The organism is Streptomyces niveus (assembly GCF_001723055.1).
In the GTDB taxonomy this organism is placed as follows: Bacteria; Actinomycetota; Actinomycetes; order Streptomycetales; family Streptomycetaceae; genus Streptomyces; species Streptomyces niveus.
Window position 1 is genome coordinate 1 of record NZ_MDCR01000146.1, and the last position, 18,115, is coordinate 18,115.

General features: G+C 70.7%; 15 protein-coding genes and 1 pseudogene. 13 read left to right on the forward strand and 3 right to left on the reverse strand.

The features are described 5' to 3' along the window. Positions 1-364, reverse strand: a pseudogene (locus BHU15_RS18460) (hypothetical protein); the annotation flags it as partial. Between the two features lie 395 nt (positions 365-759). Between BHU15_RS18460 and BHU15_RS18465 the strand changes: the two are divergent. From BHU15_RS18465 to BHU15_RS18475, 4 genes are all read left to right on the forward strand, one after another. Beyond that, positions 760-2,211 (forward strand): glycoside hydrolase family 16 protein, encoded by a 1,452-nt coding sequence (locus tag BHU15_RS18465; protein WP_069628200.1) that lies wholly within the window; start codon positions 760-762, stop codon positions 2,209-2,211. A gap of 169 nt (positions 2,212-2,380) precedes the next feature. Further along, positions 2,381-3,022, forward strand: coding sequence for a TVP38/TMEM64 family protein (locus BHU15_RS18470; RefSeq protein ID WP_069628201.1), 642 nt, complete (start codon positions 2,381-2,383; stop codon positions 3,020-3,022). Beyond that, entirely contained in the window at positions 3,019-3,183 is a 165-nt protein-coding gene (locus tag BHU15_RS40160; protein WP_167756265.1) for a hypothetical protein, read from the forward strand. The genes BHU15_RS18470 and BHU15_RS40160 overlap by 4 nt, the downstream gene beginning before the upstream one ends. 136 nt (positions 3,184-3,319) lie before the next feature. Beyond that, positions 3,320-3,619, forward strand: a complete 300-nt coding sequence (locus BHU15_RS18475) for a hypothetical protein (RefSeq protein WP_069628202.1) — start codon at positions 3,320-3,322, stop codon at positions 3,617-3,619. A gap of 90 nt (positions 3,620-3,709) precedes the next feature. On the opposite strand, the gene BHU15_RS18480 is transcribed toward BHU15_RS18475, so the two are convergent. After that, complete coding sequence (locus BHU15_RS18480) at positions 3,710-5,104, reverse strand: cation:dicarboxylate symporter family transporter (protein ID WP_069628203.1); 1,395 nt, start codon at positions 5,102-5,104, stop codon at positions 3,710-3,712. Between the two features lie 136 nt (positions 5,105-5,240). Here BHU15_RS18480 and BHU15_RS18485 point away from each other — a divergent pair, with 136 nt between their 5' ends. The 6 genes from BHU15_RS18485 to BHU15_RS18510 all read left to right on the forward strand — a co-directional run bounded on the left by BHU15_RS18485 (position 5,241) and on the right by BHU15_RS18510 (position 11,915). Further along, on the forward strand, positions 5,241-6,944 hold the full coding sequence (locus BHU15_RS18485; RefSeq protein WP_079128223.1) for a sensor histidine kinase: 1,704 nt from the start codon (positions 5,241-5,243) through the stop codon (positions 6,942-6,944). After that, positions 6,941-7,645 carry a response regulator gene (locus BHU15_RS18490; protein ID WP_023538574.1) on the forward strand — a complete coding sequence of 235 codons (705 nt, stop codon included), beginning with the start codon at positions 6,941-6,943 and terminating at the stop codon, positions 7,643-7,645. The genes BHU15_RS18485 and BHU15_RS18490 overlap by 4 nt, the downstream gene beginning before the upstream one ends. A 45-nt stretch (positions 7,646-7,690) precedes the next feature. After that, positions 7,691-8,587 (forward strand): LLM class flavin-dependent oxidoreductase, encoded by an 897-nt coding sequence (locus tag BHU15_RS18495; protein ID WP_069628204.1) that lies wholly within the window; start codon positions 7,691-7,693, stop codon positions 8,585-8,587. A gap of 130 nt (positions 8,588-8,717) precedes the next feature. Next, on the forward strand, positions 8,718-10,070 hold the full coding sequence (locus tag BHU15_RS18500; protein WP_069628205.1) for an extracellular solute-binding protein: 1,353 nt from the start codon (positions 8,718-8,720) through the stop codon (positions 10,068-10,070). A gap of 28 nt (positions 10,071-10,098) precedes the next feature. Next, on the forward strand, positions 10,099-11,055 hold the full coding sequence (locus BHU15_RS18505; protein ID WP_079128224.1) for a carbohydrate ABC transporter permease: 957 nt from the start codon (positions 10,099-10,101) through the stop codon (positions 11,053-11,055). Further along, positions 11,055-11,915, forward strand: a complete 861-nt coding sequence (locus BHU15_RS18510) for a carbohydrate ABC transporter permease (RefSeq protein WP_069628206.1) — start codon at positions 11,055-11,057, stop codon at positions 11,913-11,915. The genes BHU15_RS18505 and BHU15_RS18510 overlap by 1 nt, the downstream gene beginning before the upstream one ends. Before the next feature lie 49 nt (positions 11,916-11,964). Here the strand turns inward: BHU15_RS18510 and BHU15_RS18515 are convergent, their stop codons facing one another. After that, positions 11,965-12,990 carry an ATP-dependent 6-phosphofructokinase gene (locus BHU15_RS18515; protein WP_023538579.1) on the reverse strand — a complete coding sequence of 342 codons (1,026 nt, stop codon included), beginning with the start codon at positions 12,988-12,990 and terminating at the stop codon, positions 11,965-11,967. Between the two features lie 217 nt (positions 12,991-13,207). Between BHU15_RS18515 and pta the strand changes: the two genes are divergently transcribed. The 3 genes from pta to pyk all read left to right on the forward strand — a co-directional run bounded on the left by pta (position 13,208) and on the right by pyk (position 18,063). Beyond that, positions 13,208-15,286, forward strand: a complete 2,079-nt coding sequence (gene pta / locus BHU15_RS18520; protein ID WP_069628207.1) for a phosphate acetyltransferase — start codon at positions 13,208-13,210, stop codon at positions 15,284-15,286. Positions 15,287-15,328: 42 nt separating this feature from the next. Beyond that, a complete protein-coding gene (locus BHU15_RS18525) occupies positions 15,329-16,549 on the forward strand; it encodes an acetate kinase (RefSeq protein ID WP_069628208.1) in 1,221 nt (406 codons plus the stop codon). Between the two features lie 74 nt (positions 16,550-16,623). Then, on the forward strand, positions 16,624-18,063 hold the full coding sequence (gene pyk, locus BHU15_RS18530; protein WP_023538582.1) for a pyruvate kinase: 1,440 nt from the start codon (positions 16,624-16,626) through the stop codon (positions 18,061-18,063). Positions 18,064-18,115: the final 52 nt, after the last annotated feature.

The following is an 18,115-nucleotide window of genomic DNA, read 5'->3' on the forward strand; positions in this document are numbered from 1 at the left end:
GCTGCTCGGGATCGCCGTCGGCGGACGCGGTCCCGACGGCGATCCCGAGCAGCGCCACCAGAAGCACGGCCTGCACGACGAGGGACCCGGCAAGCGCCCGCGGTATCTGATCCCGCACCCGCCGCCGCACCACCACCGCCTCCCGCACCCCACGCCGCCGCGGATGCACGACCAGATCGGCGAGGAGCACACCGGCGACGGAGCAGAGCCCGAATACGGGGATGGCGTAGAGGAGATGGACGTCGGCATCGGAACTGAAGGTGACCCCTCGCCCAATCCCGACCCCGACGACCGGCCCGGCCCAGCGCAGGGGCGCGTCGGCCCAACTCCGCCAACTCTTCACCGCCCCAAGGGAATCAGACATACGGGCACCCCTCCCCGAGGCATCGTCAACTGTATCGGCGCTCTGACACAATCTGCCGACCCGAACCAACTGTGTCAAGCGCCTGATACACCTGCGCCGTGAGCGGCGGCCTGGCCGCAATCGGCCCGGGAGGTGAGCGAGCACGCCCCTCGGAGCCGTACCACTGCCCGGGAGGCGGGAGGATTGATGGCCGAGAGTGGAGACACCGGCGGAGGCGTACGCGTATCTGCGGGCGCCGGCCGGCGTCACGCGGGGTGTCGTCACTCTCCACGCTTCAGGAAATCAATGAGCCGGTGACATTGACGGGTCCTCCGGGTTCATCTACACAACAGAGGTGAGAGCGCTCTCACCGTCTCGCAGACATATCTCGGCACCATCCACACCGGAGGTGTTCCTTGAGAACGAGCCGCATCGGAAACAGACCCCGCACCCCCCTGATCGCCGCCTTCCTGGCCATGTCCGTCGCCGTCGCCGGGTTCGTCGGGCTGACGAGTGCCGGTACCGCACGGGGCGACGTGCCGCCCGCGCCCGGCTGGAGCCTCCAGTGGAGCGACGACTTCAACGGGGCGAACGGCGCGCCGCCGTCCGCCGCAGACTGGCAGGTCGACACCGGGCACGGCTATCCCGGCGGTCCCGGCAACTGGGGCACCGGCGAGATCCAGAACTACACCGCGAACGCGCAGAATCTGAGCCTCGACGGCAACGGGAATCTGAAGATCACCCCGCTCAGGGACGGCGCGGGCAACTGGACCTCCGCGCGCGTCGAGACCAAGCGCGCCGACTTCAAGGCACCGGCCGGCGGCACCCTGCGCATCGAGGGCCGCATTCAGATGCCGAACGTGACCGGCGCCGCCGCGGCCGGCTACTGGCCCGCCTTCTGGGCGCTCGGCGCGCCCTACCGGGGCAACTACTGGAACTGGCCCGCCATCGGCGAGTTCGACATCATGGAGAACGTCAACGGGATCAACTCCGTCTGGGCGGTGCTGCACTGCGGCGTCAACCCGGGCGGCCCCTGCAACGAGACCACCGGGCTCGGCGCCAACCGCGCCTGCCCCGGATCGAGTTGCCAGTCGGCCTTCCACACGTACCGCTTCGAGTGGGACCGCTCCAGCTCACCCAACGCGCTGCGCTGGTACGTGGACGACCAGCTCTACCACACCGTCACCCAGGCCCAGCTGGACGCGACGACGTGGAACAACATGACGCAGCACGCGGGGTACTTCATCCTGCTCAACGTCGCGATCGGCGGCGCGTTCCCCGACGCGCTCGGCGGGCCGACCCCGACACCGGCCACCGTGCCGGGGCGGCCGATGCTCGTCGACTACGTGGGGGTGTGGACGCGCGGCGGCTCGGGCCCGACCGATCCACCGCCGTCCGGCTCCTCGCAGTTGTACGCCCGTACCGGCGGCGGCCTCGGTGACGCCGCGGCGTCGGGTGCCAACGCCACGGTCGCGTCGGCGGACGGCGGCAACCGCGACGGGACGCCGTACAACCCGCAGGTCTTCACCTCGGGCGGGATCACCCGCGCGTACAACGGCGGCGCGACGCAGTTCGACCTCTTCGTCGACTCCGGTACGACGGTGGCCAACGGCCAGCAGGTGAGGGTGAGTTACGACCGTACGGGCGACGGCACCTGGGACCGTACGGAGACGTTCCACTACTTCGCGACGGACCCGCAACCCGGCTTCGAGCACTACACGCAGGCCGGTGGCCTGAAGGCGTCGACCGGTTCGCACGGCGACCTGGTCAACGGCAAGGTCCGGATCGAGGTGTGGAACGCCATCGGCAACGGGGCCGGCACGCTGGGCATCGGCAACCAGTCGGTGGTCCGGATCCCGTACGGCTGAGAGGCGCCCGGCGCCGGTTGAGTCGCAGCCGGCCGAAGGCCACAACACGGGCCCCACTTCATGCCACTTGTGGGGCCCGTAGCCGTGCGAACCGGTCGAACGGGGGTACACGCGACCTCCGGGAGCAGATCCACCGGATGTGCTCCGAAGCCCGACGACGGGAATCGCGATGACGCACACGCACGAGGGACCGCGCACCTGGCAGCGGTGGCTGAACCGCTGGTGGGTGGTGGGTCCGCTGGTCTTCATCGTCCTGGTGGGCGTACGCCTGCTGCTCGACCAGGACCGCGGCATGCTCCCCGCGTTGGTCAACGGGGCGATCTACGGGACGGTGGCCGGGGCGCTCGTCGCCTGGCGCCAGCGCAAGGACGGTCGCGCGCTGGGCCTGGGCCCGGACCGGGTGCACGACCTCGACCGGCGCATCCGTAAGGAGGACGTGCCCGAGGATCCGGAGGAACGCCGGAGCATGGCCGTCCTGGTACGGCTGCGTGAGGAGCAGTTGCGCTCGGCCGGCCGGTGGGCCTTCCCCGTGATGGGGGTGTGTCTCGCGCTGGTCGCCGGTCTTCTCCTGGCCCTCGGCGCGGTGGTCCCGGCGGTCATCGTCCTCGCCGTCGGCGCGGCGTTCGTACCGGTGGCGATGTGGAACCGCCGTCGCCTCTTCGACCGGTTCGCCCGGCTGACGCAACGCCTGGACGCAGACCCGAAACCGGGCCCGGACGAGGGCGAGGACAGGGGCGAGGACGTGGGCGCCGTCACCGGCCCGCCGGCGGACACGCGCACCGGCCTCGGCAGCGCACACCGCCCCGTATGAGCGTCGACGACACCACCCAGCGGTGGGCACGACCCGCACCCCTGGCCGCGCTGCTCGTGCTCGTACTCCTGGCGGCGGTGTCTTGGTGGGCGCGCCGAGCCAGGGGCCGTACACCGCGCTCGCCGCCGTGGCCCTGCTGGTCCTGGTGGTCCTGCTGGTGACCGGCCGCGTGATCCTGGCGCGGTCCATCGGCCGCGCGACCGCCCGCGAGATCGGCCTGCCGGACGCGCGCCTGCGCGACCTGTCGCGGCGCGCGCGGCAGGAGCAGATCCCGCCCGCCCCGCCGAGCGAGTGGCCATGCGCCGTCTGCTGGCGAAGCAGCGCCTGCCGACGGCCCGGCTGGAGAGGTTCCGCCGCCTGTACGTCGTGCTGGGTGCGCTCTTCGCGGTACTCGCCGTCGTGCGCTTCCTGGACGGCGCGTTCCTGCTCGGCGCCATGCTGCCGCTCGGGGGCGTGGCGCAGCTCTGCCGGCCCCTTCTCGTACGTCGCACCCTGAGCCGGCTGGACCGCGTGGACGCCGCGCTGGACGCGGCCGGGGTACCGCCCCTCGTCGCCGGGACACCGCCCCGGAGCCCGCACCCCACCGCGGAGAAGTGACCGGCCCGTACGGACGTCTCCGTACGGGCCGGTCTTTCGCAGGGTCGGGGGATGGGGGATCAACCACCGACCCGGGCCTGGGCCGGCGGATCAGACCTTCGCCGGGCTCTCCTCACGCGGCTCCGGCACGTCCGACGGGCCGTCCGAGTCCTTCGTCAGGCTGGGCGCCGCCTCGGCGTCCGAGTCACCGGCCGACCCGTGGTCGTCGACCAGCGTCTTCTCGTCGAACGGAATCCGTCCGGCCAGTACCTCGTCCACCCTGGCCCGGTCGATCTCCTTCGTCCACGTACCGACGAGGACCGTGGCGACCGCGTTGCCCGCGAAGTTCGTCAGGGCGCGCGCCTCGCTCATGAAGCGGTCGATGCCGACGATCAGGCCGACGCCGTCGACCAGTTCGGGCCGGTGCGACTGGAGGCCGCCCGCCAGGGTCGCCAGGCCGGCGCCGGTGACACCCGCCGCGCCCTTCGACGCGATGATCATGAAGAGCAGCAGGCCGATCTGCTCCCCGATGGCGAGCGGGTTGCCCATCGCCTCGGCGATGAACAGCGACGCCATGGTGAGGTAGATCGCGGTGCCGTCGAGGTTGAAGGAGTAGCCGGTCGGCACGGTGATACCGACGACGGGCTTGCTGACACCCAGGTGCTCCATCTTCGCGATCAGCCTCGGCAGCGCCGACTCCGACGACGAGGTGGACACGATCAGCAGGAACTCGCGCGCCAGGTACTTCAGCAGCGAGAAGATGTTGATGCCGGTGACGAGCTTGAGCAGCAGGCCGAGAACGATGAAGACGAACAGCGCACAGGTGACGTAGAAGCCGATCATGATGACGGCCAGCGACTTCAGCGCGTCCATGCCGGTCTCGCCGACCACCGCCGCGATGGCGCCGAAGGCACCGATCGGGGCAGCCCACATGATCATCGCGAGGATGCGGAAGACCAGGCGCTGGATGTGCCCGATGCCGCGCAGGATCGGCTCGCCGGTGCGGCCCATCGCCTGGAGCGCGAAGCCCGCCAGCAGTGCCACGAGCAGCGTCTGGAGCACCTCGCCCTCGGTGAAGGCGGAGACGAGCGTGGTCGGGATGATGCCGACCAGGAATTCGGCGGTGGTCTCGGCGTCGCCGGCCACCTGCGCCGCGCCGGCGTCGGCCGTCGCGTCGGTGATGTGCAGGCCGGCGCCCGGCTCCAGGATGTTGCCGACGACGAGGCCGATGGCCAGCGCCACGGTCGACATGACCATGAAGTAACCGAGGGCCAGACCGCCTACCGCGCCGACCTTGGCGGCCTTACGGACCGATCCGACGCCCAGCACGATGGTGCAGAAGATGATCGGGGAGATCATCATCTTGATGAGGTTGACGAAGCCGGTCCCGATGGGCTTCAGCTCGACGGCCACCCCCGGGGCAGCGAATCCGACCGTGATTCCGAGAATCACCGCGGCGATCACGGCCAGATACAGATAATGGGTACGGTCCCGAGTAGCGGCCACGGGTCCTCCTTGACTCGTTTGTCCCTACGTGACCCTCCCGTCCCGAGGGGGTCCCGGCGACTATGGCTCAGCCTGTGACGCCGGTCACCCTTACGTGCATTTCGTTCATACGATTTCGGCCAGGCAGACTTGTGTCATGCAGCTACCCCGTCCCCGCAGCCTCGCGGGCCAGCTCTTCGCGATGCAGGTCGTGCTGGTCGCGGCGGTCGTGGCCGGATGTGCGCTGTTCGCGTACTTCACCGACCGGGCACAGGCCGAGGAGACCGCCAAGCGCCAGGTGACGGCCACGGCGCGCGCCATGGCCGACTCCCCGTCCGTACGGGAGGCCATCAGGTCCGACGACCCGTCCGCCGCGCTCCAGCCCTACGCGGAGCACGTACGGGTGGACACCGGCGTCGACTTCGTCACGATCATGAAGCCGGACGGGACGCGCTGGACGCATCCGGATCCCCAGCTGATCGGGCTGCCCTTCATCGGCACCACCGGGCCCGCGCTGCTCGGCAAGACCTTCACCGAGACCTACACGGGCACCCTCGGCCCCTCCACCCGGGCCGTGACCCCGGTCAAGGACGACGGGCGGATCACCGGGCTGATCAGCGTCGGTATCACCGTGGACCGGATCTCCAGCCAGCTGGAGGAGCAGGTGAAGATCCTGGCGCTGGCGGCCGGCGGGGCCCTCGTGCTCGGCGGGGTGGGCACGTACGTGATCAACGCGCGGCTGCGCCGGCACACCCACGGGATGAACGCGAGCGAGCTGAGCCGGATGCACGACTACCACGAGGCCGCGCTGCACGCGGTGCGCGAGGGGCTGCTGATGCTGGACGGGCGGCGCAGGATCGCGCTGATCAACGACGGCGGGCAGGAGCTCCTCGGGCTGGACGACAGCGCCGTGGGCCGCAACATCGACGAGCTGGGGCTGCCCGCCCCGCTCGTCGGCGCGCTGCTCGCCTCCGAGCCGCGCGTGGACGAGGTCCATATGACGGCCGACCGGATCGTGGTCGTCAGCACCCGCCCGGTGATCGGCGGCGAGCGGCGCGGTACGGTCGCCACGCTCCGGGACCACACCGAACTCCAGGCACTGTCGGGCGAGTTGGACTCCGAACGCGGCTTCACCCAGGCGCTGCGCTCGCAGGCGCACGAGGCGGCGAACCGGCTGCACACGGTGGTGTCGCTGATCGAGATGGGACGGGTCGACGAGGCGGTGGAGTTCGCCACGGCGGAGCTGGAACTGGCGCAGGTGCTCACGGACCGGGTGGTCGGCGCGGTGGCCGAACCGGTGCTGGCGGCGCTGCTGCTGGGGAAGGCGGCGCAGGCGAACGAGCGCGGCGTGGAGCTGGTGCTCGCCGAGGACAGCCGGATAGACGACGGGGTGCTCCCGCCGTCGCTCGCCGCGCGTGAGCTGGTGACGATGCTGGGCAATCTGATCGACAACGCGATGGACGCCGCCCAGGGCTCGGACGGCGCGCGGGTCACGGTCACCGCGCTGGTCGAGGACGGCGAGCTGCTGCTGCGCGTACGGGACACGGGGCCGGGCGTCGCGCCCGGCGACATGGAGGAGGTGTTCCGGCGCGGCTGGTCGACCCGGGGCGCCGAGCGGGGGCTCGGTCTGGCGCTCGTACGGCAGGCGGTGCACCGGGCGCGCGGCACGGTGGAGCTGACACCGGGACGGGCCGGCGGGGCGGAGTTCACCGTACGGCTGCCGCTGGGCGCGCGTGACGGGGCGGCGGCGGGTAAGGACCCGGTGGCCGCCAGGGGCGACGGTGCGGGCGGCAGGGCAGAGGACGGGGCGGAGTCGATGGCCGGTGCCACGACCGACAGCGGGGAGCGCGGCGGATCATGACCGGAACCACGGACGGCGAACCCCGCCCCATTCGCGTGCTCGTCGTCGAGGACGATCCCGTCGCCGCCGACGCCCATCAGCTGTACGTGGGCCGCGTGCCCGGCTTCGAGGTGGCGGGGGTCGCCCACTCCCGGGTCGAGGCCGGCCGGCTCCTGGAGCGTACGGACATCGACCTGATCCTCCTCGACCTGTATCTGCCGGACGGGCACGGGCTCCATCTGCTGCGCAGTCTGCGGGCCGCCGGCCATCACGCGGACGTCATCGCCGTCACATCGGCGCGCGATCTGACCGTCGTACGCGAAGGGGTGTCGCTGGGCGTCGTGCAGTACGTACTGAAACCCTTCGCCTTCGCCACGCTCCGCGACCGCCTCAGCCGTTACGCCGAGTTCCGCGCCGCCGCCGGCGAGGCAAGCGGGCAGGACGAGGTGGACCGGGCGCTCGGCGCGCTGCGGGCGCCGCAGCCCGCGTCGCTGCCCAAGGGCCTCAGCGGGCCGACGCTGGAGTCGGTGACGCGCGCCCTGCGCGACGCGCGCGAGGGGCTGACGGCGACGGAGGCGGCGGCCGGGCTCGGTATCTCCCGGATCACCGCGCGCCGCTATCTGGAGCATCTGGTGGGCGCCGGGCAGGCGGGCCGCAGCCCCCAGTACGGCCAGGTGGGGCGCCCGGAGTTGCAGTACCGGTGGATCGTCTCCACGCGGTAGCGACCCACTGGTGGTGGGAGCCCGCCGCCGTGAACAATGTCCCTCATGACTGTTCTCGGCGCCGTGTTCCGCCCCCAACTGCCCCCCGAACGACTCCGCGACATCGCCCGTACCGCGGAGGACGCCGGACTCGACGAGCTGTGGCTCTGGGAGGACTGCTTCCTGGAGAGCGGCATCGCGAGCATCGCCGCCGCCCTGGCCTGGACGGAGCGGCTGCGGGTCGGCGTGGGTCTGCTCCCCGTACCTCTGCGCAACGTCGCGCTGACGGCCATGGAGGCCGCCACCATCCACCGGCTGTTCCCGGGGCGGGCCGTGATCGGCGTCGGCCACGGCGTGCAGGACTGGATGGGGCAGACCGGTTCGCGCGTGGAGTCGCCCGTGACGCTGCTGCGCGAGCATCTGGTGGCGCTGCGCGCGCTGTTGGCGGGCGAGCGGGTGACGACGGACGGGCGTTACGTGAATCTGGACGGCGTCGCGCTCGACTGGCCGCCGTCCACCACGCCCGCGCCGCCCGCCGTGTTCGCCGGCGCGACCGGGCCGCGCACGATGCGGCTGACGGGTGAGGCCGCCGACGGCACGGTCCTGACCGGCGGCACGTCGCCCGACGAGGTACGCCGCTCCCGCCAACTCATCGCGCAGGGACGGGAGTCGGCGGGCCGCACCGGCCACCACCCGGTGGTGGTCTACCTCCACACGGCGACCGGACCGGACGCCGAGGCCCGGCTGCGCGCCGAGTTGGACACCCTGGGCGACACCTGGGGGCCCGACGGCCCGTACGGGGTCGCGGGTTCGGCCGAGACCGTCGCCGGGGCCGTACTGGCGCTGGCGGAGGCCGGGGCCGACACGGTGGTGCTCCAGCCGACCGCCGACGAACCGGACCCGGAGGGCTTCGTACGGTTCACGGCCGCCGAGGTCCGCCCGCTGGTGCCGCGCGACGAGTGAGCGTGGAACGAGTGGGGGCGCGACGAGTGGGCGCGCAACGAGTGGGCGGTGCACGGGGATTGACCTTGAGATTGGGGCAGACCTACGGTCGCCGGGCAGCCCTACGCGGCTGAAAGAGGAGGTCGTGCCCGTGCGCCCCACCGCCCCACTCATCCTCGTCACGGTCCTCGCCGCCGGTGCGCTCACCGCGTGCGGCGGCGGGTCCGGCAGCGATCCGGACACCGTCAAGGTGGCCTACAACAGATCGACGGACAACAAGATCCGTTTCAAGGACAACTATCTGGAGTCCATCAAGAAGCAGTTCGAGGAGGCGAATCCGGGCAAGAAGGTCGAACTGATCCCGATCCAGGCCCCGGACAACGACTACGCCACCAAGGCGCAGCAGATGATGCGCTCCGCGAAGACCGCGCCCGACGTGGTCTACGAGGACACCTTCCGCATCAACTCCGACATCAAGGCCGGCTATCTGCGCCCGCTGGACGAGTACTTGGACAAGTGGGCCGACTGGGACCAGTTCGTCGACACGGCCAAGTCGGCGGCGAAGGCGGAGGACGGCAAGACGTACGGCGTCCCGGACGGCACCGACACCCGCGGCCTCTGGTTCAACAAGAAGATCTTCGCCGAGGCGGGCCTGCCCGCCGACTGGCAGCCGAAGAACTGGGCGGAGGTCCTGGACGCGGCGCGCACGGTCAAGCGCGAGGTCCCGGACGCGATCCCGCTCAACGTCTACACCGGCAAGGGCCCCGGCGAGGCCGCCGTCATGCAGGGCTTCGAGATGCTGCTGTACGGCACGGGCGCGGACCCGCTCTACGACCCGGCGTCGAAGAAGTGGGTGGCGGGCGGCAAGGGCTTCGTGGACGCGCTCGACTTCGTACGGACCGTGTACTCCGAGAAGTTGGGGCCGGACGTCTCCGACGCGCTCGACCCGAACATCGGTACGCGCGTGGCGACCGAGTTCTTCCCCGAGGGCAAGCTGGCGATCTCCCTCGACGGCTCCTGGATGGGCCAGAACTGGATCAACAAGGGCCCCAAGGAGTGGTCCGGGTGGACCACGGAGCTGGCCCAGGCCCCGATGCCGACGCAGAACGGGCAGGCGCCCGGCAGCGTGTCGATGTCCGGCGGGTGGGCGTGGTCGATTCCGCAGAAGTCCCAGAACCCCGACCTGGCCTTCGAGTTCATCAAGACGCAGCAGACGAAGGAGAACGCCGTCGAGTGGGACGTGGTCGGCGCGCAGATCGCCGTCCGCAAGGATGTGGCGGCCGACCCGAGGTATCTGAAGTCGATGCCCGGTGTCGACTTCTTCACCAAGCTCGTCGAGGTGACCAACTACCGCCCCGCGCTGCCGGTTTACCCCCAGGTGTCGTCCGCCATCGGTGAGGCGATGGAGTCGGTGACGACGGGTGACTCGTCGGCGGCGGACGCGGCGAAGGCGTACGACGAAGAGCTGAAGACGATCGCCGAGGGCGCGGTGGTCGAGAAGTGAGCTCGACGGTGGGGGCGTCGTGAGCGCGGTGACCGGCACGGCGGACGGCGCCCCGGTGGGCGAGCCGCCCCTGGCGCCGGCCGGCGGCGGCGCGAAAGGCACCGAACGCGACGGCCGCGGGGCGGGGCGCGGGGCGAGGCCGTTGCGCTGGCTGCCGCTCGCTCCGGCGACCGTGCTGCTGCTCCTGTTCCTCGCCGGGCCGATCGGCTACTGCGTCTGGATCGCCTTCACCAACACGCAGTTGACGGGTTCGTCCACCTCCGACTTCGTCGGCCTGGACAACTTCCGCCGGGCCTTCTCCGACGACAACTTCCGCAACGCGGTCTGGCTGACGCTCGTCTTCACCTTCGTGTCGTCGATCGTCGGCCAGAACACGATCGGGCTGGCGCTGGCCGGTCTGATGCGGGCCGCTTCCCGGCCGGTGCGCACCGTCACCGGCGCGGTGGTGATCGCCGCGTGGGTGCTGCCGGAGATCGTCGCGGCGTTCCTGCTGTACGCGTTCTTCCGCCGCGAGGGGACGTTGAACGCCGTCCTGGACTGGCTCCATCTGCCGTCCCAGAACTGGCTGTTCACCCTGCCGATCCTGGCGGTGTCGTTCGCCAACGTGTGGCGCGGCACGGCGTTCTCCATGCTGATCTACTCGGCCGCCCTGTCCGAGATCCCGAAGGAGATCACGGAGGCGGCGGAGGTCGACGGCGCGAACGGCGTACGGCGGCTGTGGCACATCACGCTGCCGATGATCCGGCGTTCCATCGGCACCAATCTGATGCTCAACACGCTCTCCACGCTGTCCGTCTTCGGACTGATCTGGGCGATGACACGGGGCGGTCCCGGCACCCGGAGCCAGACGCTGCCGGTGTTCATGTACGACCAGGCGTTCCTGAAGAGCCTGATCGGTTACGGCACGGCGGTCGCGCTGCTGCTGCTGATCGTGGGCGCGCTGTTCTCGGTCGTCTACGTACGCCTGCTCAAGGTGGAGGTGTGATGAGGGGCGGTACGAAGGCCGTGGCCAGGGCCGGCATGAAGCGCGCCACCCGGGTCCGGCTCGCCTCGGACGCCGCGCTGGCGGTGGTGACGGCGGCGTTCCTGCTGCCGCTGCTGTGGCTGCTGCTGTCGTCGGTCGACGCGGAGGCGGATCTGCGCGTACGGCTGCCGTCGTCGCCGACCACGGAGAACTTCCAGGCGGTCCTGACCGACGAGATCACGTTCACACCGATGCTCAACAGCCTGCTGCTGTGCGGCAGTGCGACGCTGCTGACGGTGACGTGCGCGGCGCTGGCGGCGTACCCGCTGTCGCGCTACCGCTCGCGGTTCAGCCGCCCGTATCTGCTGACCATCCTGTTCACGACGTGTCTGCCGATCACCGCGATCATGGTCCCGGTGTACGGACTGTTCGTCCAGGTCAACCTGGTCGACACGATGTACGGCACGGCGCTCTTCCTCGCCACGTCCCAACTGCCGTTCTCCATCTGGCTGATGAAGAACTTCATGGACGGGGTGCCGACCGTCCTCGAAGAGGCGGCGTGGACGGACGGGGCGTCGATGATCCAGACGCTGACGCGGATCGTGCTGCCGCTGATGGGGCCGGGCATGACGGTCGTGATGATCTACACGTTCATCCAGCTCTGGGGGAACTTCTTCGTCCCCTTCATGCTGCTGCTGTCGCCCGACCAACTGCCCGCGTCCGTCTCGATCTTCACGTTCTTCGGCAACCACGGGTCGGTGATCTACGGTCAGCTCGCGGCGTTCTCGATCCTCTACTCCACGCCGGTGCTGCTGCTGTACATCCTCATCTCGCGCCGGCTGGGCGGCGGCTTCGCGCTGGGTGGTGCGGTGAAGGGGTAGGGGCGGGGCCACCGGGGGTACGGCGTACGGGGCCCCGGCCCCGTACGCCCTAGAAGACCGACTCCGCCTCGAACATCCGGTTCTCCGGGACCGTCTTCAGGCGGGTGACCGCCTCCGCCAGTGGCACCATCGCCACCCGCGTCCCGTGCAGCGCCGTCATCCTGCCGAAGTCGCCGTTGTGGACCGCCTCCACCGCGTGCCAGCCGAAGCGGGTCGCCAGCACCCTGTCGTACGCCGTCGGCGTGCCCCCGCGCTGCACGTGGCCGAGGATGACCGGCCTGGCCTCCTTGCCCAGGCGGCGCTCCAGCTCGCCCGCGAGGCGGTTGCCGATGCCCTCGAAGCGTTCGTGGCCGAACTGGTCGATCTCGCCCTTCGCGTAGTGCATGGAGCCCTCGGCCGGGTGCGCGCCCTCGGCGACGCAGATGACCGCGAACTTCTTGCCGCGCGCGAAGCGCTCCTCGACCATCTTCACGATGCTGTCCACCTCGAACGGCCGCTCCGGCAGACAGATGCCGTGCGCGCCGCCCGCCATGCCCGACTCCAGCGCGATCCAGCCGGCGTGCCGGCCCATGACCTCGACGACCATGACGCGCTGGTGCGACTCCGCCGTGGTCTTGAGCCGGTCGATGGCCTCGGTCGCGACCATCACCGCCGTGTCGAAGCCGAAGGTGCGGTCCGTGGACGAGATGTCGTTGTCGATGGTCTTCGGTACGCCCACCACCGGCATCCCCGCGTCGGAGAGCATCCGGGCCGCCGTGAGCGTGCCCTCGCCGCCGATCGGGATCAGCGCGTCGATGCCGTACTTGCGGCCCAACTCGTCCGCGCTCTCCGCCGCCTCCCGCAGCCGGCCGCGCTCCAGGCGGGCCGAGCCGAGGATCGTGCCGCCGCGGGCGAGGATGCCGCTGACGGAGTCGAGGTCGAGGGGGCGGTAGTGCCCGTCGAGGAGGCCCTTGAAGCCGTCCTCGAAGCCGATGACCTCGTCCCCGTGTCCGGTCATCGCGCGGTGGACGACCGAACGGATCACGGCGTTCAGGCCGGGACAGTCGCCGCCTGCGGTGAGAACTCCGATACGCATCGCGCTGTGTCTCCTGCTCGCTCGGGGTGCGGTCTGGTGCGGTCCGGTGCGGTCCGCAGCCCCTCGTCGCGGAGGCGCCGTACCCACCCCCACAGGTATTGTCAAGAGGGCTTTGCCACCCTAACGGGCCTAACGGCGGAAACAGGAATTTCCCTCCCCGCCCGACCGCCGCCGGTCCGCACCGGCCCACCATCTTCGTCGAACAGGAGAGCACGCGGTGACACGTAGCGTGTACGTGACCGGGATCGAGCGCGGCGACGGCCGGCAGGTCGTCGAACTGGGGGTCATGGAGCTGCTGACCCGCCAGGTGGATCGGGTGGGCGTCTTCCGCCCCCTGGTGCACGCGGGCGGCCCCGACCGCCTCTTCGATCTGCTGCGAGCCCGTTACCGGCTCTCGCAGGACCCGGCGTCCGGCTACGGCCTGCATTACGCGCAGGCCGCCGCGATCCAGGCCGACGGCGGTACGGACGAGCTGGTCCAGCAGCTCGTCCGGCGCTTCCACGAGGTGACGCGGGACTACGAGGTCGTGCTGGTCCTCGGTACCGACTTCGCCGGCACCCAGCTGCCCGACGAGCTGTCGCTGAACGCGCGCCTCGCCAACGAGTTCGGCGCGTCCGTCATACCCGTGGTCGGCGGCAAGGGCCAGCCGGCCGACTCCGTACAGGCCGAGGCCCGTAACGCACACCGGGCGTACGCCGGGCTCGGCTGCGACGTCCTCGCGATGGTCGTGAACCGGGTCGCCCCCGAGGACCGCGAGGCGATCGACGCCCACCTCGGGGCGCAGCTGCCGGTGCCCTGCTACACCCTCCCCGACGAGGCGGCGCTGGCCGCCCCGACCGTCACGCAGATCACCCGCGCCCTGGGCGGCACGGTGCTGCTCGGCGACGCCGCGGGGATGGCGCGCGACGCGCTCGACTTCGTCTTCGGCGGCGCGATGCTGCCGAATCTGTTGGGCGCGCTGACGCCGGGCTGTCTGCTGGTGACGCCGGGCGACCGCGCGGACCTGGTGGTGGGCGCGCTCGCCGCGCACTCGGCGGGGACCCCGCCCATCGCGGGCATCCTGCTGACGCTGGACGAGCGGCCCGCCGACTCGGTCCTGACCCTCGCCGCCAAGCTCGCGCCCGGCACCCCGGTCATCTCGGTGGCCGCCGGTTCCTTCCCGACCGCGGGTCAGCTCTTCGCGCTGGAGGGGAAGTTGAACGCCGACACACCGCGCAAGGCGGAGACGGCGCTGGGCCTGTTCGAGCGGTACGTGGACACCGGTGACCTGCTGGCGCGGATGTCGGTGGCGCGCAGCGGCCGGGTGACGCCGATGATGTTCGAGCACGACCTGCTGGAGCAGGCCCGTGCCGTACGCCGCCGGGTCGTCCTGCCGGAGGGCACGGAGGAGCGGGTGCTGCGCGCGGCCGATGTGCTGCTGCGCCGTGACGTGTGCGACCTGACGCTCCTCGGGGACGTCGACGTCATCGTGAAGAAGGCCGCCGATCTCGGTATCGACCTGGCGGGCACCCAGGTCATCGACCCGGCCAAGGACGAGCTGCGGCAGCGCTTCGCCGAGCGTTACGCGCAGTTGCGCGCGCACCGGGGTGTGACGGTGGAGCTGGCGTACGACGTGGTGGCGGACGTGAACTACTTCGGGACGCTGATGGTGGACGCGGGCCTGGCCGACGGCATGGTGTCGGGCTCGGTGCACTCCACGGCGGCCACGATCCGCCCGGCGTTCGAGATCATCAAGACCAAGTCGGAGTCGTCCAGCGTCTCGTCCGTCTTCTTCATGTGTCTGGCCGACAAGGTGCTCGTGTACGGCGACTGCGCCGTCATCCCGGACCCGGACGCCGCGCAGCTCGCGGACATCGCGGTGCAGGCCGCCGCGACCGCCGCCCGGTTCGGGGTGGAGCCGCGGATCGCGATGCTGTCGTACTCGACGGGGACCTCCGGCTCCGGCGCGGACGTCGACAAGGTGCGCGAGGCGACGCGGCTGGTGCGCGCGGCGCGGCCCGAGCTGCGGATCGAGGGCCCGATCCAGTACGACGCTGCCGTGGAGCCGAGCGTCGCCGCGACGAAGCTGCCGGAGTCGGAGGTGGCGGGGCGCGCGACGGTGCTGGTCTTCCCCGACCTGAACACCGGCAACAACACGTACAAGGCCGTGCAGCGTTCGGCGGGCGCGGTGGCGGTGGGTCCGGTGATGCAGGGGCTGCGCAAGCCGGTGAACGACCTGTCGCGCGGCGCCCTGGTGCAGGACATTGTGAACACCGTCGCGATCACCGCCGTACAGGCGCAGGGCGACGACGCGTAACTCCGCGACGCAACTTCCACGAAAGACGAAAGGCATCCGCCCGTGACCTCGCACGCCACCCGAGTCCTCGTGCTCAACTCCGGCTCCTCGTCGGTGAAGTACCAGCTGCTGGACATGCGCGACGGCGCCCGGCTGGCCGCCGGCCTCGTCGAGCGGATCGGCGAGAGCGCCTCCCGGCTGGTGCACACGCCGTCCGGGGACGAGGCGCGGGAGCGGGAGCGTACGGAGCCGATCGCGGACCACGACGAGGCGCTGAAGGCCGTCGCCGACGAGCTGGCCCGCGACGGCGTCGGTCTCGACTCCCCCGAGCTGGCGGCGATCGGCCACCGGGTGGTGCACGGCGGGCCGGAGTTCAGCGCCCCGACGGTGATCGACGACGCCGTGCTCGCGGAGATCGAGCGACTGGTGCCGCTGGCGCCGCTGCACAACCCCGCCAACATCACCGGCATCCGGACCGCGCGGGCCCTGCGCCCCGACCTGCCGCAGGTCGCGGTCTTCGACACGGCGTTCCATACGACGATGCCGGAGTCCGCCGCCCGGTACGCGATCGACGTCGCGACCGCCGACGCGCACCGGATCCGGCGCTACGGCTTCCACGGCACCTCGCACGCGTACGTCTCCCGGCGGGCCGCCGAGCTGCTGGGCCGCGCGCCGGAGGAGCTGAATCTGATCGTGCTGCACCTGGGCAACGGGGCGTCGGCGTCGGCCGTCGCGGGCGGACGCTGTGTGGACACGTCGATGGGCCTGACCCCCTTGGAGGGGCTGGTGATGGGTACGCGCTCGGGAGACATCGATCCGGCGGTGGTCTTCCATCTGGAGCGGGTCGCCGGAATGGACACGGACGAGATCGATGAACTTCTGAACAAGAAGAGCGGGCTGACAGGGCTCTGCGGCGACAACGACATGCGGGAGATCCGCCGCCGGGTCGACGCGGGCGACGCCGCGGCGACGCTGGCCTTCGAGATTTACATCCATCGGCTGAAGAAGTACATCGGCGCCTATTACGCGGTGCTGGGCCGGGTGGACGCGGTGGTGTTCACCGCGGGCGTCGGCGAGAACGCGGCGCCGGTGCGGGCCGCCGCGATCGCCGGGCTCGGGGAGTTGGGGCTGGTGGTGGACGCGGAGCTGAACGCCGAACGGTCCGGCGAGCCGCGCCTCGTATCGCCGGAACACGCGCGCGTCGCCGTCGCCGTGGTGCCGACCGATGAGGAAATGGAGATCGCCCGCCAGACTTTCGCGTTGGTCGGCCTGGTCGACGCCTGAGCGCCACCCCGCCCATTTGTACTTTCCGCCAGACGGAATATTCCGACTCGAAACAAACCGATAGGATCCGCCTTATGCGCCGTTCCAAAATTGTCTGCACACTTGGCCCCGCCGTCGACTCGTACGAGCAGCTGAAATCGCTCATCGAGGCCGGTATGAACGTGGCCCGACTGAATATGAGCCACGGGTCCCACCCCGAGCACGAGGAGCGTTACCACCGCGTCCGCAGGGCGGCCGAGGCCACCGGCCGGGCCGTGGGCGTGCTCGTGGACCTCCAGGGCCCGAAGATCCGTCTCGAGACCTTCGCCGAGGGTCCCGTCGAGCTGGTGCGCGGTGACGAGTTCGTCATCACCACCGAGGATGTCGCCGGGGACAAGGGCATCTGCGGCACCACCTACAAGGGCCTGCCCGGCGACGTCGCCAAGGGCGACCAGGTCCTGATCAACGACGGCAACGTCGAGCTGCGGGTGACCGAGGTCGAGGGCCCGCGGGTCAAGACCCTGGTCATCGAGGGCGGGGTCATCTCCGACCACAAGGGCATCAACCTGCCGGGTACGGCGGTCAATGTCCCGGCCCTCTCCGAGAAGGACGTCGAAGACCTGCGCTTCGCCCTGCGGATGGGCTGCGACATGATCGCGCTGTCCTTCGTGCGCGACGCGGACGACATCAACGACGTCCACAAGATCATGGATGAGGAGGGCCGCCGGGTCCCCGTCATCGCGAAGGTCGAGAAGCCGCAGGCCGTCGCCAACATGGAGGCCGTCGTCGCGGCGTTCGACAGCATCATGGTGGCCCGTGGCGACCTGGCCGTCGAGTACCCGCTCGAAAAGGTCCCGATGGTGCAGAAGCGCCTCATCGAGCTGTGCCGCCGCAACGCCAAGCCGGTGATCGTGGCGACCCAGATGATGGAGTCGATGATCACCAACTCCCGTCCGACGCGCGCCGAGGCGTCCGACGTGGCGAACGCGATCCTGGACGGGGCCGACGCGGTCATGCTGTCGGCGGAGTCGTCCGTCGGCGCGTATCCGATCGAGACCGTCAAGACGATGTCGAAGATCGTCGTCGCGGCCGAGACGGAGCTGTTGTCCAAGGGGCTCCAGCCGCTCGTACCGGGCAAGAAGCCCCGTACGCAGGGCGGTTCGGTCGCGCGCGCGGCCTGCGAGATCGCGGACTTCCTGGGCGGCAAGGCGCTGATCGCCTTCACCCAGTCCGGCGACACGGCCCGCCGGCTGTCGCGCTATCGCACCTGTCAGCCGATCCTGGCCTTCACGTCGGACGAGGCGACGCGCAACCAGCTCTCGCTGAGCTGGGGCGTCGAGTCCTTCGTCGTACCGCACGTGGACACCACGGACGCGATGGTCGATCTGGTGGACGCGGAGCTGCTGAAGCTCCAGCGCTACAGCGAGTCGGACATCATGATCATCACGGCCGGCTCCCCGCCCGGTGTCCCTGGCACGACGAACATGGTCCGTGTGCACCACCTGGGCGACATGCGCGCCGCAGCCGAGAGCTGAGCCGCCCGGAAGCTCATGCCGCACGCCGAACACCGAACGCCGGACGGGCCGC